The sequence below is a fragment of the Salmonella sp. 32031103-2018-00083-FB-01-SM-01 genome, assembly GCF_017571995.1.
Lineage (GTDB): Bacteria > Pseudomonadota > Gammaproteobacteria > Enterobacterales > Enterobacteriaceae > Salmonella > Salmonella enterica.
The window spans coordinates 58,231-81,697 of the sequence record NZ_JAGEQL010000005.1 but is presented as its reverse complement, the minus strand read 5'-3'; the positions used below and the strand labels follow the sequence as shown (position 1 = coordinate 81,697).

Genomic DNA, 23,467 nt, shown 5'->3' with positions numbered 1-23,467 from the left:
CATGGAACAATTTGAATGTATCACTGTAGAAGAGGCGTATCAGAAACTGCACCAGGGCGCGGCGGTGCTGGTCGATATTCGCGATCCGCAAAGTTATGCCATGGGTCATGCGCCGCAGGCGTTTCACTTAACTAACGATACGCTGGGCGCGTTTATGCGTGAGCATGGTTTCGATACCGCCGTGATGGTAATGTGCTATCACGGCAACAGTAGTAAAGGCGCCGCGCAGTATCTGCTCCAGCAAGGCTATGATGCGGTTTACAGCATTGATGGCGGGTTTGAGGCCTGGCATCGCCGTTTCCCTGCCGATGTCGCGAATGGCGCGTAATCCCATAAAGATGCAGCCTCCGACGAGAAGGGTATATATACTGTCTTCTTTTGTATGGACTAAGCGACAGCAATAATGTTGATGATTACTTCCTTTGCGAATCCTCGCGTGGCGCAGGCATTTGTTGATTACATGGCCACCCAGGGCGTCATTCTTACTATTCAGCAACATAATCAAAGCGATATCTGGTTGGCAGATGAATCGCAGGCCGAACGTGTGCGGGTCGAGCTGGCGCGGTTTATAGAAAATCCCGGCGATCCGCGTTATCTGGCGGCTAGCTGGCAGTCCGGGCAGACGAACAGCGGGCTACGCTACCGCCGTTTTCCCTTTCTCGCCACGCTGCGTGAACGAGCCGGCCCTGTTACCTGGATCGTGATGCTCGCCTGCGTGCTGGTCTATATCGCGATGAGTCTCATCGGCGATCAGACGGTGATGGTGTGGCTGGCGTGGCCGTTCGATCCGGTTTTAAAATTTGAATTCTGGCGCTACTTCACCCATATCTTTATGCACTTCTCACTGATGCATATTCTTTTTAACCTGCTGTGGTGGTGGTATCTCGGCGGGGCGGTAGAGAAGCGCCTGGGCAGCGGTAAATTAATCGTCATTACGGTGATAAGCGCGCTGCTAAGCGGCTATGTACAGCAGAAATTTAGCGGCCCGTGGTTTGGCGGGCTGTCTGGCGTCGTCTATGCGCTGATGGGTTACGTGTGGCTGCGCGGAGAGCGCGATCCGCAAAGCGGAATTTACCTCCAGCGCGGCTTAATTATTTTTGCATTATTGTGGATAGTCGCTGGTTGGTTTGACTGGTTTGGCATGTCTATGGCGAACGGCGCGCACATCGCCGGGCTTATCGTCGGTTTAGCGATGGCCTTTGTTGATACGCTGAATGCGCGAAAACGAACGTGAGGCGTATCCGGCCTGTGGTCGAGATATTTTTCCAGGCCGGGTAGGGCGAATGCCGCTATCCGGCGCAAGGTTGGTTACTTTCAGAGATTATTCATGAAACAAACACAACGGCATGACGCGATCATTGAACTGGTGAAAAAACAGGGGTACGTCAGTACGGAAGAGCTGGTGGAGCATTTTTCTGTCAGCCCGCAAACCATTCGTCGGGATCTTAACGATCTGGCGGAACAGAATATGATTTTGCGCCACCACGGCGGCGCGGCGTTGCCCTCCAGCTCGGTGAACACGCCGTGGCACGATCGTAAGGCGACGCAAACGGAAGAAAAAGAGCGCATCGCTCGCAAAGTCGCGGCCCAGATCCCCAATGGTTCAACGCTGTTTATTGATATCGGCACGACGCCGGAAGCCGTAGCGCACGCCCTGTTAGGGCACAGTAATTTGCGGATCGTGACCAACAATTTGAACGTAGCGAACACGCTAATGGCGAAAGAGGATTTTCGTATTATCCTCGCCGGCGGCGAACTCCGCAGCCGCGACGGCGGCATTATTGGCGAAGCGACGCAGGACTTTATCGCCCAGTTCCGTCTCGATTTCGGCATTCTCGGTATTAGCGGTATTGATAGCGACGGCTCATTGCTGGAATTTGACTACCATGAGGTACGCACCAAGCGCGCAATTATCGAAAATTCGCGCCATGTGATGCTGGTGGTGGATCACTCTAAATTTGGTCGTAATGCGATGGTAAACATGGGCAGCATTAGTATGGTCGATGCGGTCTACACCGATACCCTGCCGCCGCCGGGCGTGATGCAGGTGATTGCCGACCACCATATTCAATTAGAGCTGTGCTAAAGAGACTGTCTTATTAGGCATTAATTTAAACCCCGTACCCCATCATCTTCAGCAACTGCTGCGCGTGCTGTACCGCGTCCTGACGGTGCGCGACGCCGAGTTTCTGGTAGAGGTTGCGGATATGCGTCTTAATGGTGGTCGCGGCCACCGCCAGTTCGCCGGCAATCTGTTCGTTGCTGTAACCGGAATAGATAAGCCCTAACACCTGCCATTCACGCTGGGTGAGCGGGCTGGTGCGAATAAGCTCCGGGACATCCGGATGGTTAAGCAGGCGCTCGACGAAGCCTTCGTCAAAATGGGCGAATTTATGCCGGTGATGTTGGTTAATCTCTCGCAGGATGCGCTGCGCGCGATGCTGCTCCATCTCCGGCAGCGTATTTAGCTGGATAAGCTGACGCAATTGCTGCGCCATGGCTTCGCCTTCAATCACAAAATGGCTGATAAATCCGGTGCGGTTGGCGAGCTGTAAGGCATCAAGCAATACGCGCTGGGCGTCGTTTTTCCGCCCGGATTGCCAGTAAAGCTGATTGAGTAACAGCAGATTGCGGTTTAAATCGCTCATTAAGCGCAGGCTACGGGCATTCTCATTTAACTCTTCCAGCACGATTTCCGCAGGCTCGAATTCGCCCAGCAGGATCTGCGCGCGGGCGATATTCCGCCATTGCCCTTGCAGAAAATGGTTATTGGCAAACGCCGGTTTGGGCGTATGACGTAACCAGTTTGCGGCGGATTTCTTGTCGCCGGTTAACTGCCAGTAAATGACACGCACCTTATCGGCGTTAGAGATCCAGTCGCAGTGATAACGACCATTGCCTAATAAATTTTCCAGTCGGTTAAGCTGACTACGGGCATTATCCAGATCGCCGCGCGCCAGCGAGCACTGCACCAGTAACGTCAGGCACTGCAACTGTTGTTGCGGCTGGAAGGTGGACAGCACAGCGATACCGCTGCGCGCCGAGGCCTCCGCTTCGTCAAGGCGCGCCCACGCCCACAGCAATTGCGCGCGGATACGTACCAGAAACTCATGCATCGGCAGTTGTTCCAGATGTTGCTCTTTGATCAACTGGAAGGCTCTCTCCTGCGTTTCCCATGCGGCCTGCAGGAATCCCTGGGCGAACTGAATTTCGCTTTGTTGAATTAAGCTCCACAGCGCGTAATGCCAGACGTCATGATGGCGCGCCATTTGTTCGGTTTGCTGCATCAGCGATAAAGACTGGCTGAGATCGCCTTTACAGTGCAGCACTTCACCGTGAACGGAGGTCGCGACAATACGGCTATAAAACCAGGCGAGAGGAAGCTCATCCAGCGCCAGTTTCGCCAGCCGCTCTGCCTCTTCCGGATTGCCGTCGTTGATGGCGACCTGAGCGCGCAGCGCGTTAAATTCAGCATGCAGCGTGCCGTCCATGACCCCTTTGATCTCTTGCTCGGCGCGCGCCAGCAACGTATTCACTTCGCTGTAGCGGTGTTGGCTTTGCATCAGCCAGGCCTGTAACAACACCAGCCGCGGATTTTCCAGCAGGCTTTCCCACGGCAGCGCTTTTAATGACTCTTCCAGCAGCGCCAGTTCACTGTGATTAAACAGCCCCCACGCATGATTAAGCAGGATATCGCGCAGCATTTGCGCGTCACCCGCCGCCAGCGCATGATGTATAGCTTCGCTGGGAAAACCTTGTTCCATCCAGCTTTCTGCGGCCGCGCGGTGGATCTCCGGCAGTTCCGCCGCCAGTTCCCACTGGCAACGCTGGCGCAGAAAGCTACCAAACAACGGGTGATAGCTAAACCACTCGCCCGTGTCGTCCATGCGTTGTAGGAATAACCCCTGGCGCTCAATCTCCTCCAGCCGCATCTGGCCGTTTTCTTCGCCGGTCACACGCACGATCAACGCGTCATTCATTGAGCGTAAGATCGCGCTTTTAAGTAAGAAATGTCGGGTGCTGACATCCACGTTATCCAGTACTTCGTCCACCAGATAATCAGAAAGGTGGCTGGCATTAATCCCGGCAAGACGGCGGGCGGAGTGATGCGCAGAGGTATGGTTCTGGCGCGCGGAGAGGGCGATCAACTGTAGCGCAGTGGCCCAACCGGCCACATCGTCGCACATGCGGCTGCTCTCAGCGGCTTCAATGGGCGACGAAAGACGACGGTCAAAAAATTGCTTTGCTTCCTGATGGTTAAAAGCCAACTGCTGGCTGCCGATTTCCAACAGCTGATCGCGCACGCGCAGGTTAGCGATGCCCAGTTGTGGCAAATTACGCGATAACACCACCAGGGTGAAATTTTCCGGCTGATGACGTAAGAAAAAGCGCATCGCGTCGTGAATCACCGGATTGGTAATCAAATGGTAATCGTCAATCACCAGATAAAGCGGGCGATGCCACTGCGCCAGTTCAATAAAGAGCTGTGCGAAGAGGGACGTCAGGCTGGCGTACTGACGTTTTTGCGCCATCGCTTCGCTGGTAGAGCAGTGTCCGCCGGTGGCCTGTTGGATTGCGGCAATTAAGTAACTGGCGAACCGCTCTTGCTGGTTATCGCCTTCGTCGAGAGAGTACCAGCCTAATTCATTTTTGCCCGCCGCCCACTGTGAGACAAGCGTGGTTTTCCCATAGCCAGCAGGACTGGTTACCAGGGCGAGCCTGAAATTGTTCGCGCCGGAAAGTTTAGCCAACAGCCGCTCACGAACCACGGTATGGTCGAGACGAACCGGACGACTTAATTTAGACGGAATCAACATAGCAATCACTTCACTGTGGGAAATGGGGGGAACTGCGATTTTTTTTGCGCTTCGTAATTAATAGATATAAGGTCGGCCAGAAAGCATTTTAATGCAAGCTAAGCAGACTTTTTATGTGTCTGAATTTGCACTCTGTCACAATTCTAAATAACGGTATTAAAAAAGTATTCAGCGCGGTTGAAACGAGCGTCAGAGCTGGGCTGAGGTCATATTTTCGTTATTGTAAATAATGTCCTGGACATGATGCGGATTTAACACAATGACGATACCAGGCGTTTAATTAATTATGTTTAGTTAGTGAATCTCCCGCCGCTGAATATTTCAGATAAGAAACTATTTCGGCGTTCATATAATCTTCGAAAATACCCCTTCGCGATTTACTGTTATTTCTGTTTATTCATTTGATTATGCGTAACACTGAGTGTCGTTGACAGGAATCGGCGCGTTTATACAGGGGTAAGTGGCGGCGATCACACTTTTATGCTCATCCCCGCTCCTCCTCCCTCCCTAATCATTGCCGGGAGGAGGAAGGTCAACATCGAGCCTGGCAAACTAGCGATAACGTTGTTTTATTACCCGAGGACGGATTTCCTATGTCACAGCCAACCTTCAATAAAGATCAATTCCAGGCCGCCCTGACGCGTCAGTGGCAGCGTTTCGGTTTACTGTCGGCGTCCGACATGACGCCTCGTCAGTGGTGGCAGGCCGTTAGCGGCGCGCTGGCGGAATTACTGAGCGCGCAACCGGTAGCGCAGCCGACAAAAGGCCAGCGTCATGTGAACTACATTTCGATGGAATTTTTGATTGGTCGCCTGACGGGAAATAACCTGTTAAATCTGGGATGGTACCAGGACGTTAGCGATGTACTGAAAGCGCACGATATTAATCTGACCGATCTGCTGGAAGAGGAAGTCGATCCGGCGCTCGGCAACGGTGGTTTGGGACGTCTGGCCGCCTGCTTCCTCGATTCGATGGCCACCGTCGGGCAGTCCGCTACGGGCTATGGTCTGAACTACCAGTATGGGCTGTTCCGTCAGTCATTTGTTGAAGGCAAGCAGATGGAAGCGCCGGATGACTGGCATCGCGGCAGCTATCCGTGGTTCCGCCACAACGAGGCGCTGGACGTCCAGGTTGGGATCGGCGGTAAAGTCACCAAAGAAGGGCGCTGGGAGCCAGGCTTTGTGATTACAGGCCAGGCCTGGGATCTGCCGGTGTTAGGCTATCGTAACGGTGTCGCGCAACCGCTGCGTTTGTGGCAGGCGACCCACGCGCATCCGTTTGATCTGACCAAATTCAACGACGGCGCTTTCCTGCGGGCGGAACAGCAGGGTATCGATGCGGAAAAACTGACGAAGGTGCTTTATCCCAACGATAACCACACGGCGGGCAAAAAACTGCGCCTGATGCAGCAATACTTCCAGTGCGCCTGCTCGGTAGCGGATATTCTGCGTCGCCATCATCTGGCCGGACGCAAACTGCATGAGCTGGCGGATTATGAGGTCATTCAGCTAAATGATACCCACCCGACTATTGCCATCCCTGAACTGCTGCGCGTGCTGATTGACGAGCACCAGCTGAGCTGGGATGACGCCTGGGCTATCACCAGCAAAACCTTCGCCTACACCAACCATACCCTGATGCCGGAAGCGCTGGAGTGCTGGGACGAGAGGTTAATCAAAGCGCTGCTGCCGCGTCATATGCAGATTATCAAGCAGATTAACGACCGCTTTAAGACGCTGGTCGATAACACCTGGCCTGGCGATAAGCAGGTATGGGCAAAACTGGCGGTGGTGCATGACCGTCAGGTGCGCATGGCCAATATGTGCGTGGTCAGCGGCTTTGCGGTCAATGGTGTGGCGGCGCTGCACTCCGATCTGGTGGTGAAAGATCTGTTCCCTGAATATCACCAGCTTTGGCCGAACAAATTCCACAATGTCACCAACGGCATTACGCCGCGTCGCTGGATCAAACAGTGCAATCCGCAGCTTGCGGCGTTGCTGGATAAAACGCTGAAAAAAGAGTGGGCTAACGATCTCGACCAGTTGATCAACCTCGAAAAATACGCTGACGATGCGAAGTTCCGTCAGCAGTATCGCGACATCAAACGGGCGAACAAAGAACGGCTGGTGAAATTCATCCAGGCCCGTACCGGGATTGAGATTTCGAGCCATGCGATTTTTGATATTCAGATCAAACGCCTGCATGAGTACAAGCGTCAGCATCTGAATCTGTTGCATATTCTGGCGCTGTACAAAGAGATCCGCGAAAACCCGCAGGCTGATCGCGTACCGCGCGTATTCTTGTTTGGCGCGAAGGCGGCGCCGGGCTATTACCTGGCGAAGAACATCATTTTTGCTATCAATAAGGTTGCGGAAGCCATTAATAACGACCCGGCGGTGGGTGATAAGCTGAAGGTGGTTTTCCTGCCGGATTACTGCGTCTCGGCGGCGGAAATGCTCATTCCGGCGGCGGATATTTCCGAGCAAATTTCCACTGCCGGGAAAGAGGCGTCCGGCACCGGCAATATGAAACTGGCGCTGAACGGGGCGTTGACAGTGGGAACGCTGGACGGCGCTAACGTTGAAATCGCTGAGAAGGTGGGTGAAGAGAATATCTTTATCTTTGGCCATACTGTGGAAGAGGTCAAGGCGCTCAAAGCCAAAGGCTACGATCCGGTGAAATGGCGTAAAAAAGACAAAGTGCTGGATGCGGTGCTAAAAGAGCTGGAAAGCGGTCAATACAGCGATGGCGATAAACATGCCTTTGACCAGATGCTGCATAGCCTCGGCAAACAGGGGGGCGATCCGTACCTGGTCATGGCGGACTTCGCCGCTTATGTCGAGGCGCAAAAGCAGGTGGATGCACTGTATCGCGACCAGGAAGCGTGGACGCGCGCCGCGATCCTCAATACCGCGCGCTGCGGTATGTTCAGTTCCGATCGCTCTATTCGCGATTATCAGGCCCGTATCTGGCAGGCAAAACGCTAAGGGAGCGCGATGGAAAATAAACGTCTCGATAGTGCCGCGCTGGCGGCGGGGATCAGCCCCAGTTACATCAATGCTCATGGCAAACCGCAGTCTATTGGCGCTGAAACCAAGAGACGTTTGCTGGCGGCGATGCACGGCACGACAACAGGACCACAGGCGGTCGTGCCGAATGTGAAGGTTTATACCGCGGGTAAAAAAATGGCGTTGCCGGTAGAGGGGCACGGTGAGTTTGCCTGGCTGCTGACTACGGAAGAGGGCGTGCATTACAAAGGGCGCGTGACGGGCGGTAAAAAACTTAACCTTCCGGCTACATTGCCGGAGGGCTACCACACCCTGACGTTGACCCAGGATGAACAGCGTACGCACTGCCGTATTATCGTCGCCCCGCCGCGATGCTATGAGCCGCAGGCGCTACTGGAAGGGAAAAAACTGTGGGGGGCCTGCGTCCAGCTTTATACTCTGCGTTCAGAAAAAAACTGGGGTATTGGCGATTTCGGCGATTTAAAGTCGATGCTGGTCGATGTGGCGACACGCGGCGGCGCGTTTATCGGCCTGAACCCGATCCACGCGCTTTATCCGGCGAATCCGGAGAGCGCCAGTCCCTACAGCCCCTCGTCTCGTCGCTGGCTGAACGTGATATATATCGACGTCAATGCCGTCGAAGATTTCCGCCTGAGCGAAGAGGCGCAGGCATGGTGGCAAATGCCCGCCACACAGCAAAAGCTGCGACAGGCGCGCGATGCGCAATGGGTGGATTACGCTACCGTTACCGCGCTGAAAATCACGGCGCTGCGGATGGCGTGGACGCGCTTTGCCGCTCGCGACGATGCGCAAATGGCGGAGTTTCGTCACTTTATCGCCCGTGAAGGCGAGAGCCTTTACTGGCAGGCGGCATTCGACGCGCTGCATGCGTATCAGGTGAAAGAGGATGAGCAGCGCTGGGGCTGGCCAGCCTGGCCGGAGGCGTACCAGTCGGTAGAGTCTCCCGCTGTAAAACAATTCTGTGAAGCGCACCGCGAAGAGGTGGAGTTTTACCTCTGGCTTCAGTGGCTGGCCTGGCGCCAATTCGCCGCCTGCTGGGATACCTGCCAGAGTTTTAAACTACCGATTGGTCTGTACCGCGATCTGGCGGTTGGCGTAGCGGAAGGCGGCGCGGAAACCTGGTGCGACCGGGAGCTGTACTGCCTGAAAGCATCTGTCGGCGCGCCGCCGGATATCCTCGGCCCGCTCGGTCAGAACTGGGGGCTGCCGCCGATGGACCCGCATATCATTGTCGCCCGGGCGTATGAGCCCTTTATCGACCTGCTGCGCGCCAATATGCAAAACTGCGGCGCGTTGCGCATTGACCATGTCATGTCGTTGCTGCGTCTGTGGTGGATACCGTATGGCGAAACCGCGGATCGCGGGGCATATGTTCAGTATCCGGTTGACGATCTGTTGGCTATTCTGGCGCTGGAGAGCCAACGTCACCGCTGTATGGTGATAGGCGAAGATCTGGGGACTGTGCCAGTTGAGATTGTCGGCAAGCTGCGCGATAGCGGGGTCTATTCTTATAAAGTGCTGTGGTTTGAAAATGACCTTGAGAAAAACTTCCGCGCGCCAGGCGCATATCCGCAACAATCGATGGCTGTCGCCTCGACGCACGATCTCCCCACGCTGCGCGGCTATTGGGAATGCGGTGACCTGACGTTGGGTAAAGCTCTGGGGCTTTATCCGGATGAAGTGATTCTGCGCGGGCTGTATGAGGATCGCGAGCGGGCGAAACAGGGGCTATTGGACGCGCTGCATAAATATGGCTGTCTGCCAAAACGCGCCGGGCATAAGGCATCGTTAATGTCGATGACGCCAACGCTAAATCGCGGACTTCAGCGCTATATCGCCGACAGTAACAGCGGTCTGTTGGGGCTTCAGCCGGAGGACTGGCTGGATATGGCCGATCCGGTTAACGTACCGGGCACCAGCGATCAGTATAAAAACTGGCGGCGGAAATTGTCTGTATCTCTTGAGGCCATGTTTGCCGATGAGGGCGTAAACAAGCTAATTAAGGATTTGGATAAGCGCCGAAAAGCGGCCGCGAAGAAGAAGTAATAAAGCCGGGGATTTCCCCGGCTTTGTTATGGAGAGAGCACGTAGGCCTGATAAGCGTAGCGCCATCAGGCAATCCTGGCGCACATTGCTGCCTTATCCGGCCTACAAGCCGCCTCGCTTAAACCACCATACCCAGTAGCAGACAGCCGATCAGGCCGCAGACGGAGATGATCGTTTCCAGCATCGACCAGGATTTAATGGTCTCGCCGATAGTCAAATTGAAATACTCTTTGAACAGCCAGAAGCCCGGGTCGTTGACGTGAGAGAAAATCACGCTCCCGGAACCGACTGCGATAACCATCAGTTCAGGGCTAACGCCGGTAGTGGCGATCAGCGGCGCCGCAATGCCGCCTGCGGTAATCGCCGCGACAGTCGCGGAGCCCAGCGCGATACGCAGCACCGCCGCGATAGACCACGCCATCAACAGCGGAGAGACATTGGTTTCATGCATCATTGAAGCGATGTATTTATCCACGCCGCTATCGACCAGCACCTGCTTGAACGCGCCGCCGCCGCCGATGATCAGCAGCATCATGGCGATAATTTTGATGGAAGAGACCAGCGTATCGTTAATCTGATCCATGGAACGCCCGCGGTTCAGGCCAAAGGTGAACATCGCAATCAGTACGGCAATTAACGTAGCCATTACCGGGTCGCCCAGGAACTCGGCAACGGGCAGGAAAGCGTGGCCTTTTGGCAGAATCATCTCGGCAACCGCACGCATCGCCATCAGAATCACCGGAACCAGCGACGTCCAGACGCTGACGCCAAAGCCCGGCATCTCTTCTTCCGTAAAAGTTTTCGCGCTGTACAGGCCTTCCGGGATCGGCTTATCGATGCCTTTCAGAAAACGGGCGTAAACCGGTCCGGCAAGGATCACGGTCGGGATTGCCAGAATCGTACCAAACAGCAGCGTCTTACCCATATCGGCATGGAAAATCGTGGCGATCGCGGTTGGGCCCGGGTGCGGCGGCAGGAAACCGTGTGTGACGGAGAGCGCCGCAGCCATCGGCACGCCGACGTACAGTAACGGGATATTCGCCGCTGCGGCAATGGTGAATACCAGCGGCAGCATCAGAACAAAGCCCACTTCATAGAACAGAGCGAAGCCGACGGTAAAGCCGGTTAACACTACGGCCCACTGAATATGCTTTTTACCAAATTTCGCGATCAGGGTAGTGGCGATACGTTGAGCGCCGCCGCAGTCGGCAAGCATTTTGCCCAGCATGGCGCCGAACCCCATAATCAGGGCCAGACTGCCAAGCGTACCGCCGACACCGGCTTTGATGGAGCCGATGACTTTATCCAGAGGCATTCCCTGCATCAACCCGACAGCGAGCGCTACCAGGACAAGGGCGATAAATCCGTTCATTTTGAAGCGGATCATCAGAAGAAGTAACAAGATAACACCGATAGCAACGATGACTAATGGCATGATTTACCTGGCCTTTACTTTGTTATGGGTAACGTCATTGTTTCGACGACAAATTCCTGTTGTTCCCGACGGGAACAGAGTCGCAATAGCACCAATACTGATTACCGTTGAAACGAATGAGCGTAGTCAGATGTTATATGGATGTTAGGTGCCCATAAGAATGATACGGGTAACATATGGGTGTTGAAAATGACCCTGGCAGGCAAAATTTAAATTATGAGACACAGGTCATGTTATCGGCGAAAGAAGAAGGACCATTGTTCTGAGATGTGGCTGATAGCGCCGGATGGCGGCGTATACGCCTTATTCGGCCTACGGTTGGGCAGACAAGGCCCGACAGGCGCAAGCGCCATCGGGCATGGATGCAGGGAAAATCTTAGTAGTAGGAGTGCTCGCCGCGCTGGTGTTCGGTCAGATCGCGAACCCCTTTCAGTTCCGGGAATTCATTCAGCAACTGTTTCTCGATCCCTTCTTTCAGCGTGACGTCAACCATCGAGCAACCGTTACAACCGCCGCCAAACTGCAGAATTGCATAGCCTTCATCGGTAATTTCCATCAGCGAGACGCGACCGCCGTGGCCCGCCAACTGCGGGTTAATCTGCGATTGCAGAGCATATTCCACGCGCTCCATCAGCGGCGCGTCATCGGCCACTTTGCGCATCTTCGCGTTTGGCGCTTTCAATGTGAGTTGAGAACCTAGCTGGTCGGTCACGAAATCAATTTCCGCGTCTTCCAGATAGGGCGCGCTCAGCTCGTCGACATAAGCGGTCAACAGGTCAAATTTCAGTGCAGTATCGGTGGCTTCTACGGCGTCGGGCGGACAATAAGAAACGCCGCACTCTGCGTTAGGAGTGCCGGGATTAATGACAAATACGCGGATTTGCGTCCCTTCTTCCTGATTTGCCAGCAGTTTGGCAAAGTGCGCTTGTGCAGCATCGGAAATACGGATCATAGTAATGGCCTAATAGTTGACTATTTTAGTTGGTTATAATACGCCCATCATCGAGGCTCTACAAGGTTCGACACAGGCACCATACCTGGACAGTCGCTGCGCCGTTGCGCAAAAGCAGTTGCGCGATTTCCGCGACGGTACTTCCGGTAGTGACGACATCATCCACAATAACCATATGGAGACCCTGTACCGGCAATTCAAGGCGAAACGCGTTTTTCAAATTGCGTTTGCGTAACCTGGCGCTGAGATGATGTTGTGTTGCGGTCGCCCGTACCCGCGTAATGGTCTGGCTGTCCCACGCGCAGCCCAGCCAGCGCGCTAACGGATGACATAACAGATCGCTTTGGTTAAATCCCCGCCGCCAGTGTCGGCGCGACCAGAGCGGAACGCTGACGATTCTGTCGGGAAGCTGCAAGCCAGTGCTGCGGCGCGCCATGAGTACTTCCTGCAGCAGTAGACGCGCCAGTGCGGCGGCAATTTCGCTGCGGCGGGTAAATTTAAGCTGATGCACCAGTAAACTCAAGGGCGGCGTATAGTCACTGACGCTCACCAGACGCTGCCAGGGCGGTGGTTTTTGCAGGCAGCGACCGCAGGGGAGCGAAGGATACGCGGCAGGTAATCCGCATTGCGGACACAGGCTGACGCGCTGACGAACGGCGCGCGCGCATACGGAACAAATCCCCCAGTGGCTTAACGCCAGCGGCATTCGGCATAGCCAGCATAATCCCGGTACTGTTAGCATAGGTGCATCCTTGTTAGACAAAAGAGAACAGTAACTGATGAATGACATCTGGTGGCAGACCTACGGCGAGGGAAATTGTCATCTTGTGCTGCTGCACGGATGGGGATTGAACGCGGAGGTATGGCATTGCATTCGCGAGGAACTCGGCTCGCATTTTACGCTGCATCTGGTCGATTTGCCGGGCTATGGCCGTAGTTCGGGGTTTGGCGCTATGACGTTTGAAGAGATGACGGCGCAGGTAGCGAAGAACGCGCCGGACCAGGCTATCTGGCTTGGCTGGAGCCTGGGTGGCCTGGTGGCGAGTCAGATGGCGCTCACCCACCCTGAACGCGTTCAGGCGCTGGTGACAGTCGCCTCTTCGCCATGCTTTAGCGCGCGTGAGGGGTGGCCGGGAATAAAACCGGAAATCCTCGGTGGATTCCAGCAGCAGCTTAGCGACGATTTTCAGCGCACGGTGGAGCGTTTTCTGGCGCTGCAAACGTTAGGGACGGAGACGGCGCGTCAGGATGCCCGCACCTTAAAAAGCGTGGTGCTGGCGCAGCCTATGCCGGATGTAGACGTGCTCAATGGCGGACTGGAAATCTTAAAAACGGTTGATCTACGAGAAGCGCTTAAAAATGTGAACATGCCGTTTTTGCGTTTGTATGGTTATCTGGACGGTCTGGTGCCGCGTAAAATCGTGCCTTTGCTCGATACGTTATGGCCGCACAGTACATCACAGATAATGGCGAAGGCGGCCCATGCGCCGTTTATCTCGCATCCGGCGGCGTTTTGTCAGGCGCTGATGACGCTAAAATCATCGCTGTAACCAGGGCGTTGCCGGGCCCGGACCATTCTGCCAGATTAATGGTTTTCAGATGCCAGATCGGCAGGCGCCAGCCCGGTAACCCTAAGCACGGTATCGCGATCGAAACCATCGTTTAGCATGGAGCGGGCAATGCGCAATGCGGCGAGCCGTTGGCCTTCCTGTTTGCCTTGCTGTAGCCCGTTACGATGTCCTTCCTGACGTAATCTTTCTGCGATAGTCATGATCTTCTCCTTATGCTGTGGGATACGCATAGCCACCTGGCGGATAAACGTATTGAAGCGCGCGGCGTCGCCAGTGTGCATCATGTAATTAAACAAACTTTGAAGCTGGGTGTCATTAGCGTATCCCTTAACCAGCAGGGCGACCAGCTGTTCGACAAGCCCCATTAGATCACGCTGGCGGATGTGTTTTTGTATGAGTTCCAGCAGCGCGACCCGTCGGTGCCGCATAATCTCGTCGTCCGGCACGACCGTAATATCGACCAGAGGAAAGGCGGTGGCGTATAGCTTACGCGCCATCACCGGGTCGGCAAATTCATCCAGCCAGCATAATGAGAACGGATACGGGCTTCGGTTTCCGTGGTAAAACAGCATTGGCACCACTAACGGCAACGTCTTATGCCCGGCCTCCAGGTGCCGTTGCATTGCAGCCATCGCGTAACGCATCAGCCGAAATGCCATATGCGCGTCCGGCGTACTCTGATGTTCAATAACCACGTAAATGTAACCTTCACCTTCACTTGTTTCCAGCGACCAAAGAATATCGGAATAATGGGGGCGTAAATCCTCTTCAATAAAGCTACCGGACTCCAGCCGTAACGTATTCAGATTACAGATTTGACGTAATGTCGTCGGGAGATGAATTTCCAAAAAATCCCGTGCAGTATCGGGGTGGCATAAAAACTGTTTGAATACCGCGTCATGCGGCGTGGATGTTGTTGAGGTCGCCATATCGATCCGTCATCGGTGAAGTTCAATGGCGTGACACTACGCGCAGACCGGGCTGATTGCAGTAGGGGATTAGTGCGCTTGCGAGGCGCATGGGGAGATAAATGCGCACGGCGGTAACGCTTTCATCTTTGTGGAAGACATGACGCAAAATTGCCCGGCAGCGTGACGCGTACCGGGCAACATAACGCGGGATAAAGGCCGGATAAGACGCGTTACGTCGCTACCCGGCGAAGGCTAACGCAAGGCCCACCATTCGCGCAGGCAGGCTTTACCTTCCGGACAACTTTTACAGCTGCCTGAAAGGCAGCCGTCCGGTTCTTCCGGGATACGTACCGCTTTACCCATGATCTCCAGTTGATTCAGCATGGCGTCGATCATGGGCTGCGGAGCGTGCAGCGTATGGCTGATTTGCGTTGCCTCCATACGCCCCCGTAGCGCCAGTAGATCGCGAACCTGTATCAATGAAGCCATTTTTTACATCCCTTAGTGACAATTGCCCGCAGTGCCCGAACAACAGGAACTGACGTTTTTGCGGGTTGCCAGCAGTTCAATGTCTACACGGCTGCGGGCGCGGCGCAACAGGCTTAACACCACAACGTTAAAGACGATCACTGCCAGAATACAGATCAGACTGTATGTCGGGTGTTGACTGAAGCTGGTAACCTGGTAGAACAGCGTGGCGAGCGAATAGGCGATATTCAGTCCCCACAGGATGGAGAAGCCCATCCAGCCGCGGCTGGACTCGCGGGCGATAGCGCCCATTACCGAGATACACGGTACGTAAAGCAGGACGAAAATCAGGTAACTGTACGCCGCCGCGGCGCTGCCGAATTTTTGATCCATCACGCCCATCGCGCCGGTCGCCATTTCGCCGTCGCCTTTACTCGCTTCGATCGGGTTAGCCAGTACGCTCAGGCTAAAGGTGTCTTTCAGGCTTTGCCAGGTATCGTCAACCGCGCCCAGCAGTTCATCGCCGAGGTGGAAGTCGGCAGGATTAAACGCTTCGTCCTGAATATTTTCGGCGGTGTAGAGCGTGTTCAGCGTACCGACGACAACCTCTTTCGCCATGGCGCCCGTAAACAGACCCACGGTCGCTTGCCAGTTATCCTCATGGACGCCGATCGGTTTAAAGACTGGCGTGATGATGCGGCTTACGGAGGCGAGGGCGGAGTCATTAATGTTATCGACGATTTTGCCGCTCAGCGAGAAACTGTTAAACGCGCTCAGGAAAATACTCACGATGATAATGACTTTACCGGCGCGTAGTACAAAACCTTTCAGGCGTTGCCAGGTCTGGATGATCAGGCTCTTGATATGCGGGACGTGGTAAACCGGCAGCTCCATCACAAACGGAGAGGCTTCGCCGCGCATAATGGTATGCTTCAGCATCAGGCCGGTTAATACCGCCATGACAATACCCAGCACGTACAGCGAGAAGACCGCCAGCGCGCCGTTTTGCCCGAAGAAGGCGGCGGCAAAGACGGCGAAAATCGCCAGGCGCGCGCCACAGGACATAAACGGCGCCATCATGATGGTCATCAGGCGTTCGCGCGGAGCGTCAAGCGTGCGGGCGCCCATCACGGAAGGTACGTTACAGCCGAAGCCGACAATCAGCGGCACGAAGGATTTACCCGGTAGTCCCAGCGCCTGCATCAGGCGATCCATGACGAAGGCCGCGCGCGCCATATAACCGGAGTCTTCAAGGAAGGAGAGGAACAGGTACATCATCCCGATTTGCGGCACCAGCGGCAGGACGGTATTGATCCCGCCGCCAAGACCTTGCGCCAGGAAGATGGTTAACCAATCCGGGAAGTGCAGCGTGTAGCCAATCCATTGAATGCCATGAATAAAGATGGCGACGGAACCGGCATCAAACAGGGGTTGCAACGCGCCGCCGATGTTAATGGCGAGCAGGAACATCAGGTACATCACGAACAAAAAAATCGGTAAGCCGAGGAAGCGGTTCAGGATAATTTTATCGACCGCCCTGGTGAAGCGGCTGGGTTCGGCTGTCAGGGTATTGCTGACCACGTCGCAAATAGCGGCGATACACTGATAACGGGCGTCGGCGATATGCAGCGCCGGGTCGTCCATTTCGTCCTTCAGACGGGCTAGGGAGGTGTCCAGGTTTTGCGCCGCCTCGCCTGCGTAAGCCCGGCTGTAGATATCGCCCTCCAGCATTTGCAGACCCAGCCAGCGGCGCTGTTGTAAAGGCATCTCCTGGGCCATCGCGTCGGCCAGGAAATCCGCTTCGCGCAGCAGCGGCTGGGCATAATGCACCAGTTCGACGTTGTCGTTAGCGTTGTGACGGTCAATGGCCAGTTTCAGCGCCTCGATACCGCGACCGCGAGTCGATACCAGCGGTACGACAGGGCAACCCAGACGCGTGGACAGAGCGTCGACATCAATACGAACCTGCTGTTTTTCAGCGATATCCAGCATATTGAGCGCGACAATACAGGGGATACCCAGCTCCAGCAGTTGCAGCGTCAAATAGAGGTTGCGCTCCAGATTGGAGGCGTCTACAACGTTTATCAACAGGTCGGCGTCGCCGCTCAGGATGTAGTGGCAGGCGATCTGTTCGTCGAGAGAGGTTTGTGACGAGATGGTCGTCAGAGAATAGGTGCCGGGTAAATCTACCAGCGTGACCTGGTGGTCAGTTGTCGCGAACTGGCCCTCTTTACGCTCGACGGTGACGCCCGACCAGTTCCCCACGCGCTGACGCGCGCCGGTGAGTTGGTTAAATAAGGTGGTCTTGCCGGAATTAGGATTACCAATTAAACCAATGGTTAATTTTTTCATTTTTATAGACTCACTGTATTAACAGGAAACCGCTTCCACTTCTATTAACGCCAAATCCTTTTTACGCAAAACCAGACTCACGCGTCGTGTTTCGATATGGATCGGATCGCCTAAGGGCGCGACGCGGACGACATTAAATGAAGAGCCGGGCAACATGCCGAGCGAAAGCAGTTTTTGACGATACGCCGGGCTGATTTCACGCGCAAAGCCGGTGATTTTCCACGCAGTGTCAGGAGTGAATTGCATACGACCTACTTGTTTCTTACTAACTGGATGTATACCTCATGCGGCGCTCAGGGGGGCGGCAGGAGACCCGATGTTTAGCCAACGAAGGAAAGAGTAAATAATCAACAACACAATGATAATGAGAATGGTTTCTATCTTCAACGATTAAAATGTGACGGAATGTACAAATAAGCGATAATTTGCGCCGATGTTGATATGGCTCAACATTTATTTGTCTTTTTGCAAATACCCCTAATGTGCAAATATTCACCGTTTTTAATGTTTAATTAAGGTTTCATCTGTTAATAAAGTGATAATTAATAGTGCGGATAGCAGAAGAAAATTAATTAACAGGTTCTAATGGGTAAGATTTAATTGTTAATTAAAAAAGAAAGGGTTGGACGTATTGCAAAATCGCAGGCCGGATAAGAAGTAACCCAGCCTGCGTATTACCCGATTAGCGTTTTTTTCCCATTGCGGCTGCCAGCGCGTCCATCATGGCGCTGTTACCAGCTGGCTGGGCGTCACGACCGCGCGGTTTCGCCGCTTTAGATGCCGGGCGGTTGCCCTGAGCGCGATCGGCGCCGCCGCCGCGGCGAGCGGCGGTTTCGCCGGGCTGTTCGTCCAGACGCATCGTCAGCGCAATACGCTTACGTTGCAGATCCACTTCCAGCACTTTCACCTTCACGATGTCGCCCGCTTTCACCACGGTGTGCGGATCTTCAACGAACTTATTCGAGAGCGAGGAGATATGCACCAGGCCATCCTGATGAACGCCGATATCGACAAACGCGCCGAAGTTAGTGACGTTAGTGACCGCCCCTTCCAGAATCATCCCCGGCAGCAGGTCGTTCATGGTTTCGACGCCATCGGCGAATTGCGCGGTTTTAAATTCAGGACGCGGGTCGCGGCCCGGTTTTTCCAGCTCTTTGATGATATCGCTCACGGTCGGCATGCCGAATTTATCGTCGGTAAAATCAGCGGCCTTGAGGTGACGCAATTCGTTGCTGTTGCCCATCAGATCTTTTAGCGCTTGCTGCGTCGCCGCCAGAATGCGTTCGACAACCGGATAGGCTTCCGGGTGGACGGTGGAGGCATCCAGCGGGTTATCGCCGTGGTTAATACGCAGGAAGCCCGCGCACTGCTCAAACGCTTTCGGCCCCAGACGGCTCACCTTCAACAGTTGCTGGCGGTTCTGAAACTGACCGTTCTCATCGCGCCAGGCGACGATGTTTTGCGCCATCATGCGCGTTAAGCCCGCGACGCGGGTCAGCAGCGGTACGGAGGCGGTATTCAAATCGACGCCGACGGCGTTTACGCAGTCTTCGACCACCGCATCCAGCTTACGCGCCAGCTGCGTCTGGCTGACATCGTGTTGATATTGGCCGACGCCGATCGATTTCGGATCGATTTTCACCAGTTCCGCCAGCGGATCCTGCAGACGACGCGCGATAGAGACCGCGCCGCGCAGGGAGACGTCGAGATCCGGAAACTCCTGCGCCGCCAGCTCAGAAGCGGAATACACGGACGCCCCCGCTTCGCTGACGATCACTTTCTGCGCCGTCACGTTCGGGAACTGTTTCTGTACGTCGAGATAGAAGCGTTCGGTTTCACGCGAGGCCGTACCGTTGCCAATCGCGACCAGTTCGACGTGGTATTTTTCGCACAGCGCGGCGATCACGGTAGCCGCTTTGGCCGCCTGACCGGTATGCGGATAAATGGTATCCGTCGCCACCAGCTTGCCGGTGCCGTCAACGACAGCGACTTTTACGCCGGTACGCAGGCCAGGATCAAGGCCCATTGTGGCGCGCAGGCCTGCGGGGGCTGCCATCAGCAGGTCGTGCAGGTTACGGGCAAACACGTTAATCGCTTCATCTTCCGCACGTTCGCGCACGGTGCCCATCAGTTCGGTTTCGAGGTGCATTAAGACTTTGATACGCCACGTCCAGCTCACTACGCCTTTGCGCCAGCTATCCGCCGGGGCGTTATTTAGCCGCAGGCCGAGATGGTCCATGATGATTTGCTCGCAGTAGCTTTCTTTCGGCGGCTCATCAAACTGTGGGTCGGCATTGAGCGAAAGTTGCAGAATGCCTTCGTTACGACCACGGAACATGGCCAGCGCACGGTGAGACGGGACGTTAGCAATGGGCTCATGATGGTCGAAATAGTCGCGGAATTTTGCCCCTTCTTCCTCTTTGCCGCTCACGACCGTGGCGACCAGATGGGCGTTCTTCCACAGGTAATCACGCACTTTCGCCAGCAATGCGGCGTCTTCGGCAAAGCGCTCCATCAGAATGTAGCGTGCGCCGTCGAGCGCGGCTTTCGTGTCCGCCACGCCTTTGTCGCCATCAATGTACTTTGCCGCTTCCACGTCAGGATCGTGGGACGGCTCGTTCCAGAGCAGATCGGCCAGCGGCTCAAGGCCGGCTTCAATGGCGATTTGTCCACGGGTGCGGCGTTTAGGTTTATAGGGCAGGTAGAGGTCTTCGAGCTCGGTCTTACTTAACGTAGCGTTGATGGCGCCAGCCAGCTCATCGGTCAGTTTGCCTTGTTCGGAAATGGACTTGAGGATGGCCTGACGTCTGTCTTCCAGCTCACGCAGATAGCCCAGACGCGTTTCCAGGTTACGCAACTGCGTGTCATCCAGACCGCCGGTGATTTCTTTACGATAACGTGCGATAAACGGCACGGTGTTCCCTTCGTCAAGCAGGCGAACGGCAGCTTCAACCTGCCCGGCATTTGCCTGGATTTCACCCGCAATAATGCGGCAGAAAGAATCATTCATCATGGGTTAGCTTCGTCTTCAGGATAAAAATCAGGGGATAGTTATACGGATTGGCTGGCAAAAATGCCAGCCATCAGCGGGGGCTTAGGATTCTTCTTGTCTTATTTGACGTATTCGATCGCATTGACGTACCAGTTTGCTTCGCCGACAGGGGTGTTGACCACCGCCAGATCGCCCACTTCTTTTTTCAGTAGCGCCCGCGCCATCGGCGAGTCGATAGAGATGTAATCCTTACGTCCGAAAATTTCATCGTAGCCGACAATGCGGAACTTCAGCGTATCGCCGTCATCATTTTCAATTTCCACCCAGGCGCCGAAGAAGACTTTGCCCTCCTGCTGCGGGGAATAATCCACGATTTTGAGATTTTCCATGCATTTGGTCAGATATCTGACGCGTCTGTCGATCTCACGCAGGCGCTTTTTATTATACTGATAGTCGGCATTCTCGCTGCGGTCGCCCAGACTCGCAGCCCAGGTCACTTTTTTGGTGACCTCCGGGCGCTCTTCACGCCAGAGATAATTGAGCTCTTGTTTGAGTGTTTCGTACCCTTCGCGGGTGATCAGGGGCGTTTTCATCTCGTTGATTTACCTTTGCTGTCGATATTGCGCACACGGGGTATAACGTGATCGTCCCGACAGAATAAATAATGGGGTTGCCGATTAATTGTATATTTAAGCTGCTGTTAAATATGCTTTGTAACAATTTAGCCTGAAATTCATACCAGAATTTGCTGGTGACTCACGTGAGCTTTTTTAAGAATACACACTTACATTTGTTGCGAACCTTTGGGAGTACAGACAATGCAAGAGAATTATAAGATTCTGGTGGTTGATGACGATATGCGTCTGCGGGCGCTACTGGAACGTTATCTGACCGAGCAGGGCTTCCAGGTTCGAAGCGTCGCTAACGCCGAGCAGATGGATCGTCTGCTGACCCGTGAATCTTTCCATCTCATGGTACTGGATTTAATGCTGCCAGGTGAAGATGGTCTGTCGATTTGTCGTCGCCTGCGTAGTCAAAGTAATCCAATGCCGATCATTATGGTCACGGCGAAGGGTGAAGAAGTTGACCGTATCGTCGGGCTGGAAATCGGCGCCGATGACTACATTCCTAAACCGTTTAACCCGCGCGAGCTGTTGGCGCGTATCCGCGCCGTGTTACGTCGTCAGGCAAACGAACTGCCCGGCGCGCCGTCGCAGGAAGAGGCCGTTATTGCGTTCGGTAAGTTTAAACTGAACCTCGGTACGCGCGAGATGTTCCGTGAAGATGAACCGATGCCGCTGACCAGCGGGGAGTTTGCGGTACTGAAAGCGCTGGTAAGCCACCCGCGCGAGCCGCTCTCTCGCGACAAGCTGATGAATCTGGCCCGTGGCCGCGAGTATTCCGCGATGGAACGCTCCATCGACGTCCAGATCTCCCGCCTGCGCCGTATGGTGGAAGAAGATCCGGCGCATCCGCGTTATATTCAGACCGTCTGGGGCCTGGGCTACGTCTTCGTACCGGACGGTTCTAAAGCATGAGGCGAATGCGCTTCTCGCCGCGAAGTTCATTTGCCCGCACGCTGTTGCTCATCGTCACCTTGCTGTTCGTCAGCCTGGTGACGACCTACCTGGTGGTGCTGAACTTCGCGATTTTGCCGAGCCTCCAGCAGTTTAATAAGGTTCTGGCTTACGAAGTCCGTATGCTGATGACCGATAAGCTGCAACTGGAGGACGGCACGCAGTTAGTCGTGCCGCCTGCGTTTCGTCGGGAAATCTATCGCGAGCTGGGGATCTCTCTCTACACCAACGAAGCCGCCGAAGAGGCCGGGCTGCGTTGGGCGCAACACTACGAATTCTTAAGCCACCAGATGGCGCAGCAATTAGGCGGCCCGACGGAAGTGCGCGTTGAGGTCAACAAAAGCTCGCCTGTCGTGTGGCTCAAAACCTGGCTGTCGCCCAATATCTGGGTGCGCGTGCCGCTGACCGAGATTCATCAGGGCGATTTTTCTCCGCTTTTCCGTTACACGCTGGCGATTATGCTCCTGGCGATAGGCGGCGCGTGGCTGTTTATTCGTATACAGAACCGACCGTTAGTGGATCTTGAACATGCCGCCCTGCAGGTAGGGAAGGGAATTATTCCGCCGCCGCTGCGTGAATATGGCGCCTCTGAGGTGCGCTCTGTGACTCGGGCGTTTAACCATATGGCAGCCGGCGTGAAACAATTGGCTGATGACCGTACGCTATTGATGGCGGGCGTCAGCCACGACTTGCGCACGCCGCTGACCCGTATTCGTCTGGCGACGGAGATGATGGGCGAGGAAGACGGTTATCTCGCGGAGTCGATCAATAAAGACATCGAAGAGTGTAACGCCATTATCGAACAGTTTATTGACTATCTGCGTACCGGTCAGGAAATGCCAATGGAGATGGCGGATCTCAATTCCGTGCTGGGCGAGGTGATTGCGGCGGAAAGCGGCTATGAGCGTGAGATTAACACTGCGCTTCAGGCAGGCAGCATCCAGGTGAAAATGCACCCGCTCTCGATTAAGCGCGCGGTGGCGAATATGGTGGTCAATGCTGCCCGTTATGGCAACGGTTGGATTAAGGTCAGCAGCGGCACCGAGTCGCATCGCGCCTGGTTCCAGGTAGAAGATGACGGGCCGGGCATTAAGCCGGAGCAGCGTAAACATCTGTTCCAGCCTTTTGTACGCGGCGACAGCGCCCGTAGCACCAGCGGCACAGGGCTGGGGCTGGCGATTGTGCAGCGCATTATCGATAACCATAACGGGATGCTGGAGATTGGCACCAGCGAGCGTGGCGGATTGTCGATTCGCGCCTGGCTACCGGTTCCTGTGGCTCGCGTCCAGGGGACGACAAAAGAGGCATAAGAAAGGG

18 protein-coding genes are annotated in these 23,467 nt (G+C 54.8%); 8 read left to right on the top strand and 10 right to left on the bottom strand.

The features are described 5' to 3' along the window. Position 1 precedes the first annotated feature (1 nt). From glpE to J4614_RS15395, 3 genes are all read left to right on the top strand, one after another. Entirely contained in the window at positions 2–328 is a 327-nt protein-coding gene (glpE, locus tag J4614_RS15405; RefSeq protein ID WP_000434523.1) for a thiosulfate sulfurtransferase GlpE, read from the top strand. Positions 329–403: 75 nt separating this feature from the next. Beyond that, positions 404–1,234 carry a rhomboid family intramembrane serine protease GlpG gene (glpG, locus tag J4614_RS15400; RefSeq protein ID WP_000928701.1) on the top strand — a complete coding sequence of 277 codons (831 nt, stop codon included), beginning with the start codon at positions 404–406 and terminating at the stop codon, positions 1,232–1,234. 93 nt (positions 1,235–1,327) lie between these two features. Further along, a complete protein-coding gene (locus J4614_RS15395) occupies positions 1,328–2,086 on the top strand; it encodes a DeoR/GlpR family transcriptional regulator (RefSeq protein ID WP_000815084.1) in 759 nt (252 codons plus the stop codon). Positions 2,087–2,111: 25 nt separating this feature from the next. Here J4614_RS15395 and malT read toward each other — a convergent pair whose 3' ends face one another. Then, the gene (gene malT / locus J4614_RS15390) at positions 2,112–4,817 is read right to left on the bottom strand and encodes an HTH-type transcriptional regulator MalT (protein WP_000907030.1); all 2,706 of its coding nucleotides are present in this window, start codon (positions 4,815–4,817) and stop codon (positions 2,112–2,114) included. A gap of 593 nt (positions 4,818–5,410) precedes the next feature. Here malT and malP point away from each other — a divergent pair. Both malP and malQ read left to right on the top strand, forming a co-directional pair. Then, complete coding sequence (gene malP, locus J4614_RS15385) at positions 5,411–7,804, top strand: maltodextrin phosphorylase (RefSeq protein WP_000082250.1); 2,394 nt, start codon at positions 5,411–5,413, stop codon at positions 7,802–7,804. Between the two features lie 9 nt (positions 7,805–7,813). Further along, positions 7,814–9,892 carry a 4-alpha-glucanotransferase gene (malQ, locus tag J4614_RS15380; RefSeq protein ID WP_023208272.1) on the top strand — a complete coding sequence of 693 codons (2,079 nt, stop codon included), beginning with the start codon at positions 7,814–7,816 and terminating at the stop codon, positions 9,890–9,892. Positions 9,893–10,010: 118 nt separating this feature from the next. Here malQ and gntT read toward each other — a convergent pair whose 3' ends face one another. The 3 genes from gntT to gntX all read right to left on the bottom strand — a co-directional run bounded on the left by gntT (position 10,011) and on the right by gntX (position 13,021). Further along, a complete protein-coding gene (gene gntT, locus J4614_RS15375) occupies positions 10,011–11,327 on the bottom strand; it encodes a gluconate transporter (protein WP_001131741.1) in 1,317 nt (438 codons plus the stop codon). A 376-nt stretch (positions 11,328–11,703) separates the two neighbouring features. Continuing rightward, positions 11,704–12,279, bottom strand: a complete 576-nt coding sequence (gene nfuA / locus J4614_RS15370; RefSeq protein ID WP_000619387.1) for a Fe-S biogenesis protein NfuA — start codon at positions 12,277–12,279, stop codon at positions 11,704–11,706. A gap of 58 nt (positions 12,280–12,337) precedes the next feature. Continuing rightward, entirely contained in the window at positions 12,338–13,021 is a 684-nt protein-coding gene (gntX, locus tag J4614_RS15365) for a DNA utilization protein GntX (RefSeq protein WP_000958738.1), read from the bottom strand. A 37-nt stretch (positions 13,022–13,058) separates the two neighbouring features. Between gntX and bioH the strand changes: the two genes are divergently transcribed. Continuing rightward, positions 13,059–13,829, top strand: coding sequence for a pimeloyl-ACP methyl ester esterase BioH (bioH, locus tag J4614_RS15360; RefSeq protein ID WP_000998138.1), 771 nt, complete (start codon positions 13,059–13,061; stop codon positions 13,827–13,829). 35 nt (positions 13,830–13,864) lie between these two features. On the opposite strand, the gene J4614_RS15355 is transcribed toward bioH, so the two are convergent. From J4614_RS15355 to greB, 6 genes are all read right to left on the bottom strand, one after another. Beyond that, positions 13,865–14,779: an Rpn family recombination-promoting nuclease/putative transposase gene (locus tag J4614_RS15355; protein ID WP_000235958.1), complete on the bottom strand. Its 915-nt coding sequence runs from the start codon at positions 14,777–14,779 to the stop codon at positions 13,865–13,867. Positions 14,780–15,013: 234 nt separating this feature from the next. Further along, positions 15,014–15,250, bottom strand: coding sequence for a [Fe-S]-dependent transcriptional repressor FeoC (gene feoC / locus J4614_RS15350; protein WP_000157589.1), 237 nt, complete (start codon positions 15,248–15,250; stop codon positions 15,014–15,016). Between the two features lie 12 nt (positions 15,251–15,262). Next, positions 15,263–17,581 (bottom strand): Fe(2+) transporter permease subunit FeoB, encoded by a 2,319-nt coding sequence (feoB, locus tag J4614_RS15345; RefSeq protein WP_080188538.1) that lies wholly within the window; start codon positions 17,579–17,581, stop codon positions 15,263–15,265. Between the two features lie 18 nt (positions 17,582–17,599). Then, positions 17,600–17,827 carry a ferrous iron transporter A gene (gene feoA / locus J4614_RS15340; RefSeq protein ID WP_001160955.1) on the bottom strand — a complete coding sequence of 76 codons (228 nt, stop codon included), beginning with the start codon at positions 17,825–17,827 and terminating at the stop codon, positions 17,600–17,602. A gap of 436 nt (positions 17,828–18,263) precedes the next feature. Continuing rightward, positions 18,264–20,594: a Tex family protein gene (locus J4614_RS15335; RefSeq protein WP_208293229.1), complete on the bottom strand. Its 2,331-nt coding sequence runs from the start codon at positions 20,592–20,594 to the stop codon at positions 18,264–18,266. Between the two features lie 98 nt (positions 20,595–20,692). Continuing rightward, on the bottom strand, positions 20,693–21,166 hold the full coding sequence (greB, locus tag J4614_RS15330; protein ID WP_000856695.1) for a transcription elongation factor GreB: 474 nt from the start codon (positions 21,164–21,166) through the stop codon (positions 20,693–20,695). Between the two features lie 225 nt (positions 21,167–21,391). On the opposite strand from greB, the gene ompR reads away from it, so the two are divergent. Further along, complete coding sequence (ompR, locus tag J4614_RS15325) at positions 21,392–22,111, top strand: two-component system response regulator OmpR (RefSeq protein ID WP_001157751.1); 720 nt, start codon at positions 21,392–21,394, stop codon at positions 22,109–22,111. After that, a complete protein-coding gene (envZ, locus tag J4614_RS15320) occupies positions 22,108–23,460 on the top strand; it encodes a two-component system sensor histidine kinase EnvZ (protein WP_001253818.1) in 1,353 nt (450 codons plus the stop codon). Before ompR ends, envZ begins: the two co-directional genes overlap by 4 nt. The last annotated feature ends 7 nt before the right edge of the window (positions 23,461–23,467 follow it).

What these genes read in the sequence shown, in the direction of transcription:
- glpE (WP_000434523.1), top strand. Translation starts at nt 2, where the DNA reads ATGGAACAATTTGAATGTATCACTGTAGAAGAGGCGTATCAGAAACTG.
- glpG (WP_000928701.1), top strand. Translation starts at nt 404, where the DNA reads ATGTTGATGATTACTTCCTTTGCGAATCCTCGCGTGGCGCAGGCATTT.
- J4614_RS15395 (WP_000815084.1), top strand. Translation starts at nt 1,328, where the DNA reads ATGAAACAAACACAACGGCATGACGCGATCATTGAACTGGTGAAAAAA.
- malT (WP_000907030.1), bottom strand. Translation starts at nt 4,817, where the DNA reads ATGTTGATTCCGTCTAAATTAAGTCGTCCGGTTCGTCTCGACCATACC.
- malP (WP_000082250.1), top strand. Translation starts at nt 5,411, where the DNA reads ATGTCACAGCCAACCTTCAATAAAGATCAATTCCAGGCCGCCCTGACG.
- malQ (WP_023208272.1), top strand. Translation starts at nt 7,814, where the DNA reads ATGGAAAATAAACGTCTCGATAGTGCCGCGCTGGCGGCGGGGATCAGC.
- gntT (WP_001131741.1), bottom strand. Translation starts at nt 11,327, where the DNA reads ATGCCATTAGTCATCGTTGCTATCGGTGTTATCTTGTTACTTCTTCTG.
- nfuA (WP_000619387.1), bottom strand. Translation starts at nt 12,279, where the DNA reads ATGATCCGTATTTCCGATGCTGCACAAGCGCACTTTGCCAAACTGCTG.
- gntX (WP_000958738.1), bottom strand. Translation starts at nt 13,021, where the DNA reads ATGCTAACAGTACCGGGATTATGCTGGCTATGCCGAATGCCGCTGGCG.
- bioH (WP_000998138.1), top strand. Translation starts at nt 13,059, where the DNA reads ATGAATGACATCTGGTGGCAGACCTACGGCGAGGGAAATTGTCATCTT.
- J4614_RS15355 (WP_000235958.1), bottom strand. Translation starts at nt 14,779, where the DNA reads ATGGCGACCTCAACAACATCCACGCCGCATGACGCGGTATTCAAACAG.
- feoC (WP_000157589.1), bottom strand. Translation starts at nt 15,250, where the DNA reads ATGGCTTCATTGATACAGGTTCGCGATCTACTGGCGCTACGGGGGCGT.
- feoB (WP_080188538.1), bottom strand. Translation starts at nt 17,581, where the DNA reads ATGAAAAAATTAACCATTGGTTTAATTGGTAATCCTAATTCCGGCAAG.
- feoA (WP_001160955.1), bottom strand. Translation starts at nt 17,827, where the DNA reads ATGCAATTCACTCCTGACACTGCGTGGAAAATCACCGGCTTTGCGCGT.
- J4614_RS15335 (WP_208293229.1), bottom strand. Translation starts at nt 20,594, where the DNA reads ATGATGAATGATTCTTTCTGCCGCATTATTGCGGGTGAAATCCAGGCA.
- greB (WP_000856695.1), bottom strand. Translation starts at nt 21,166, where the DNA reads ATGAAAACGCCCCTGATCACCCGCGAAGGGTACGAAACACTCAAACAA.
- ompR (WP_001157751.1), top strand. Translation starts at nt 21,392, where the DNA reads ATGCAAGAGAATTATAAGATTCTGGTGGTTGATGACGATATGCGTCTG.
- envZ (WP_001253818.1), top strand. Translation starts at nt 22,108, where the DNA reads ATGAGGCGAATGCGCTTCTCGCCGCGAAGTTCATTTGCCCGCACGCTG.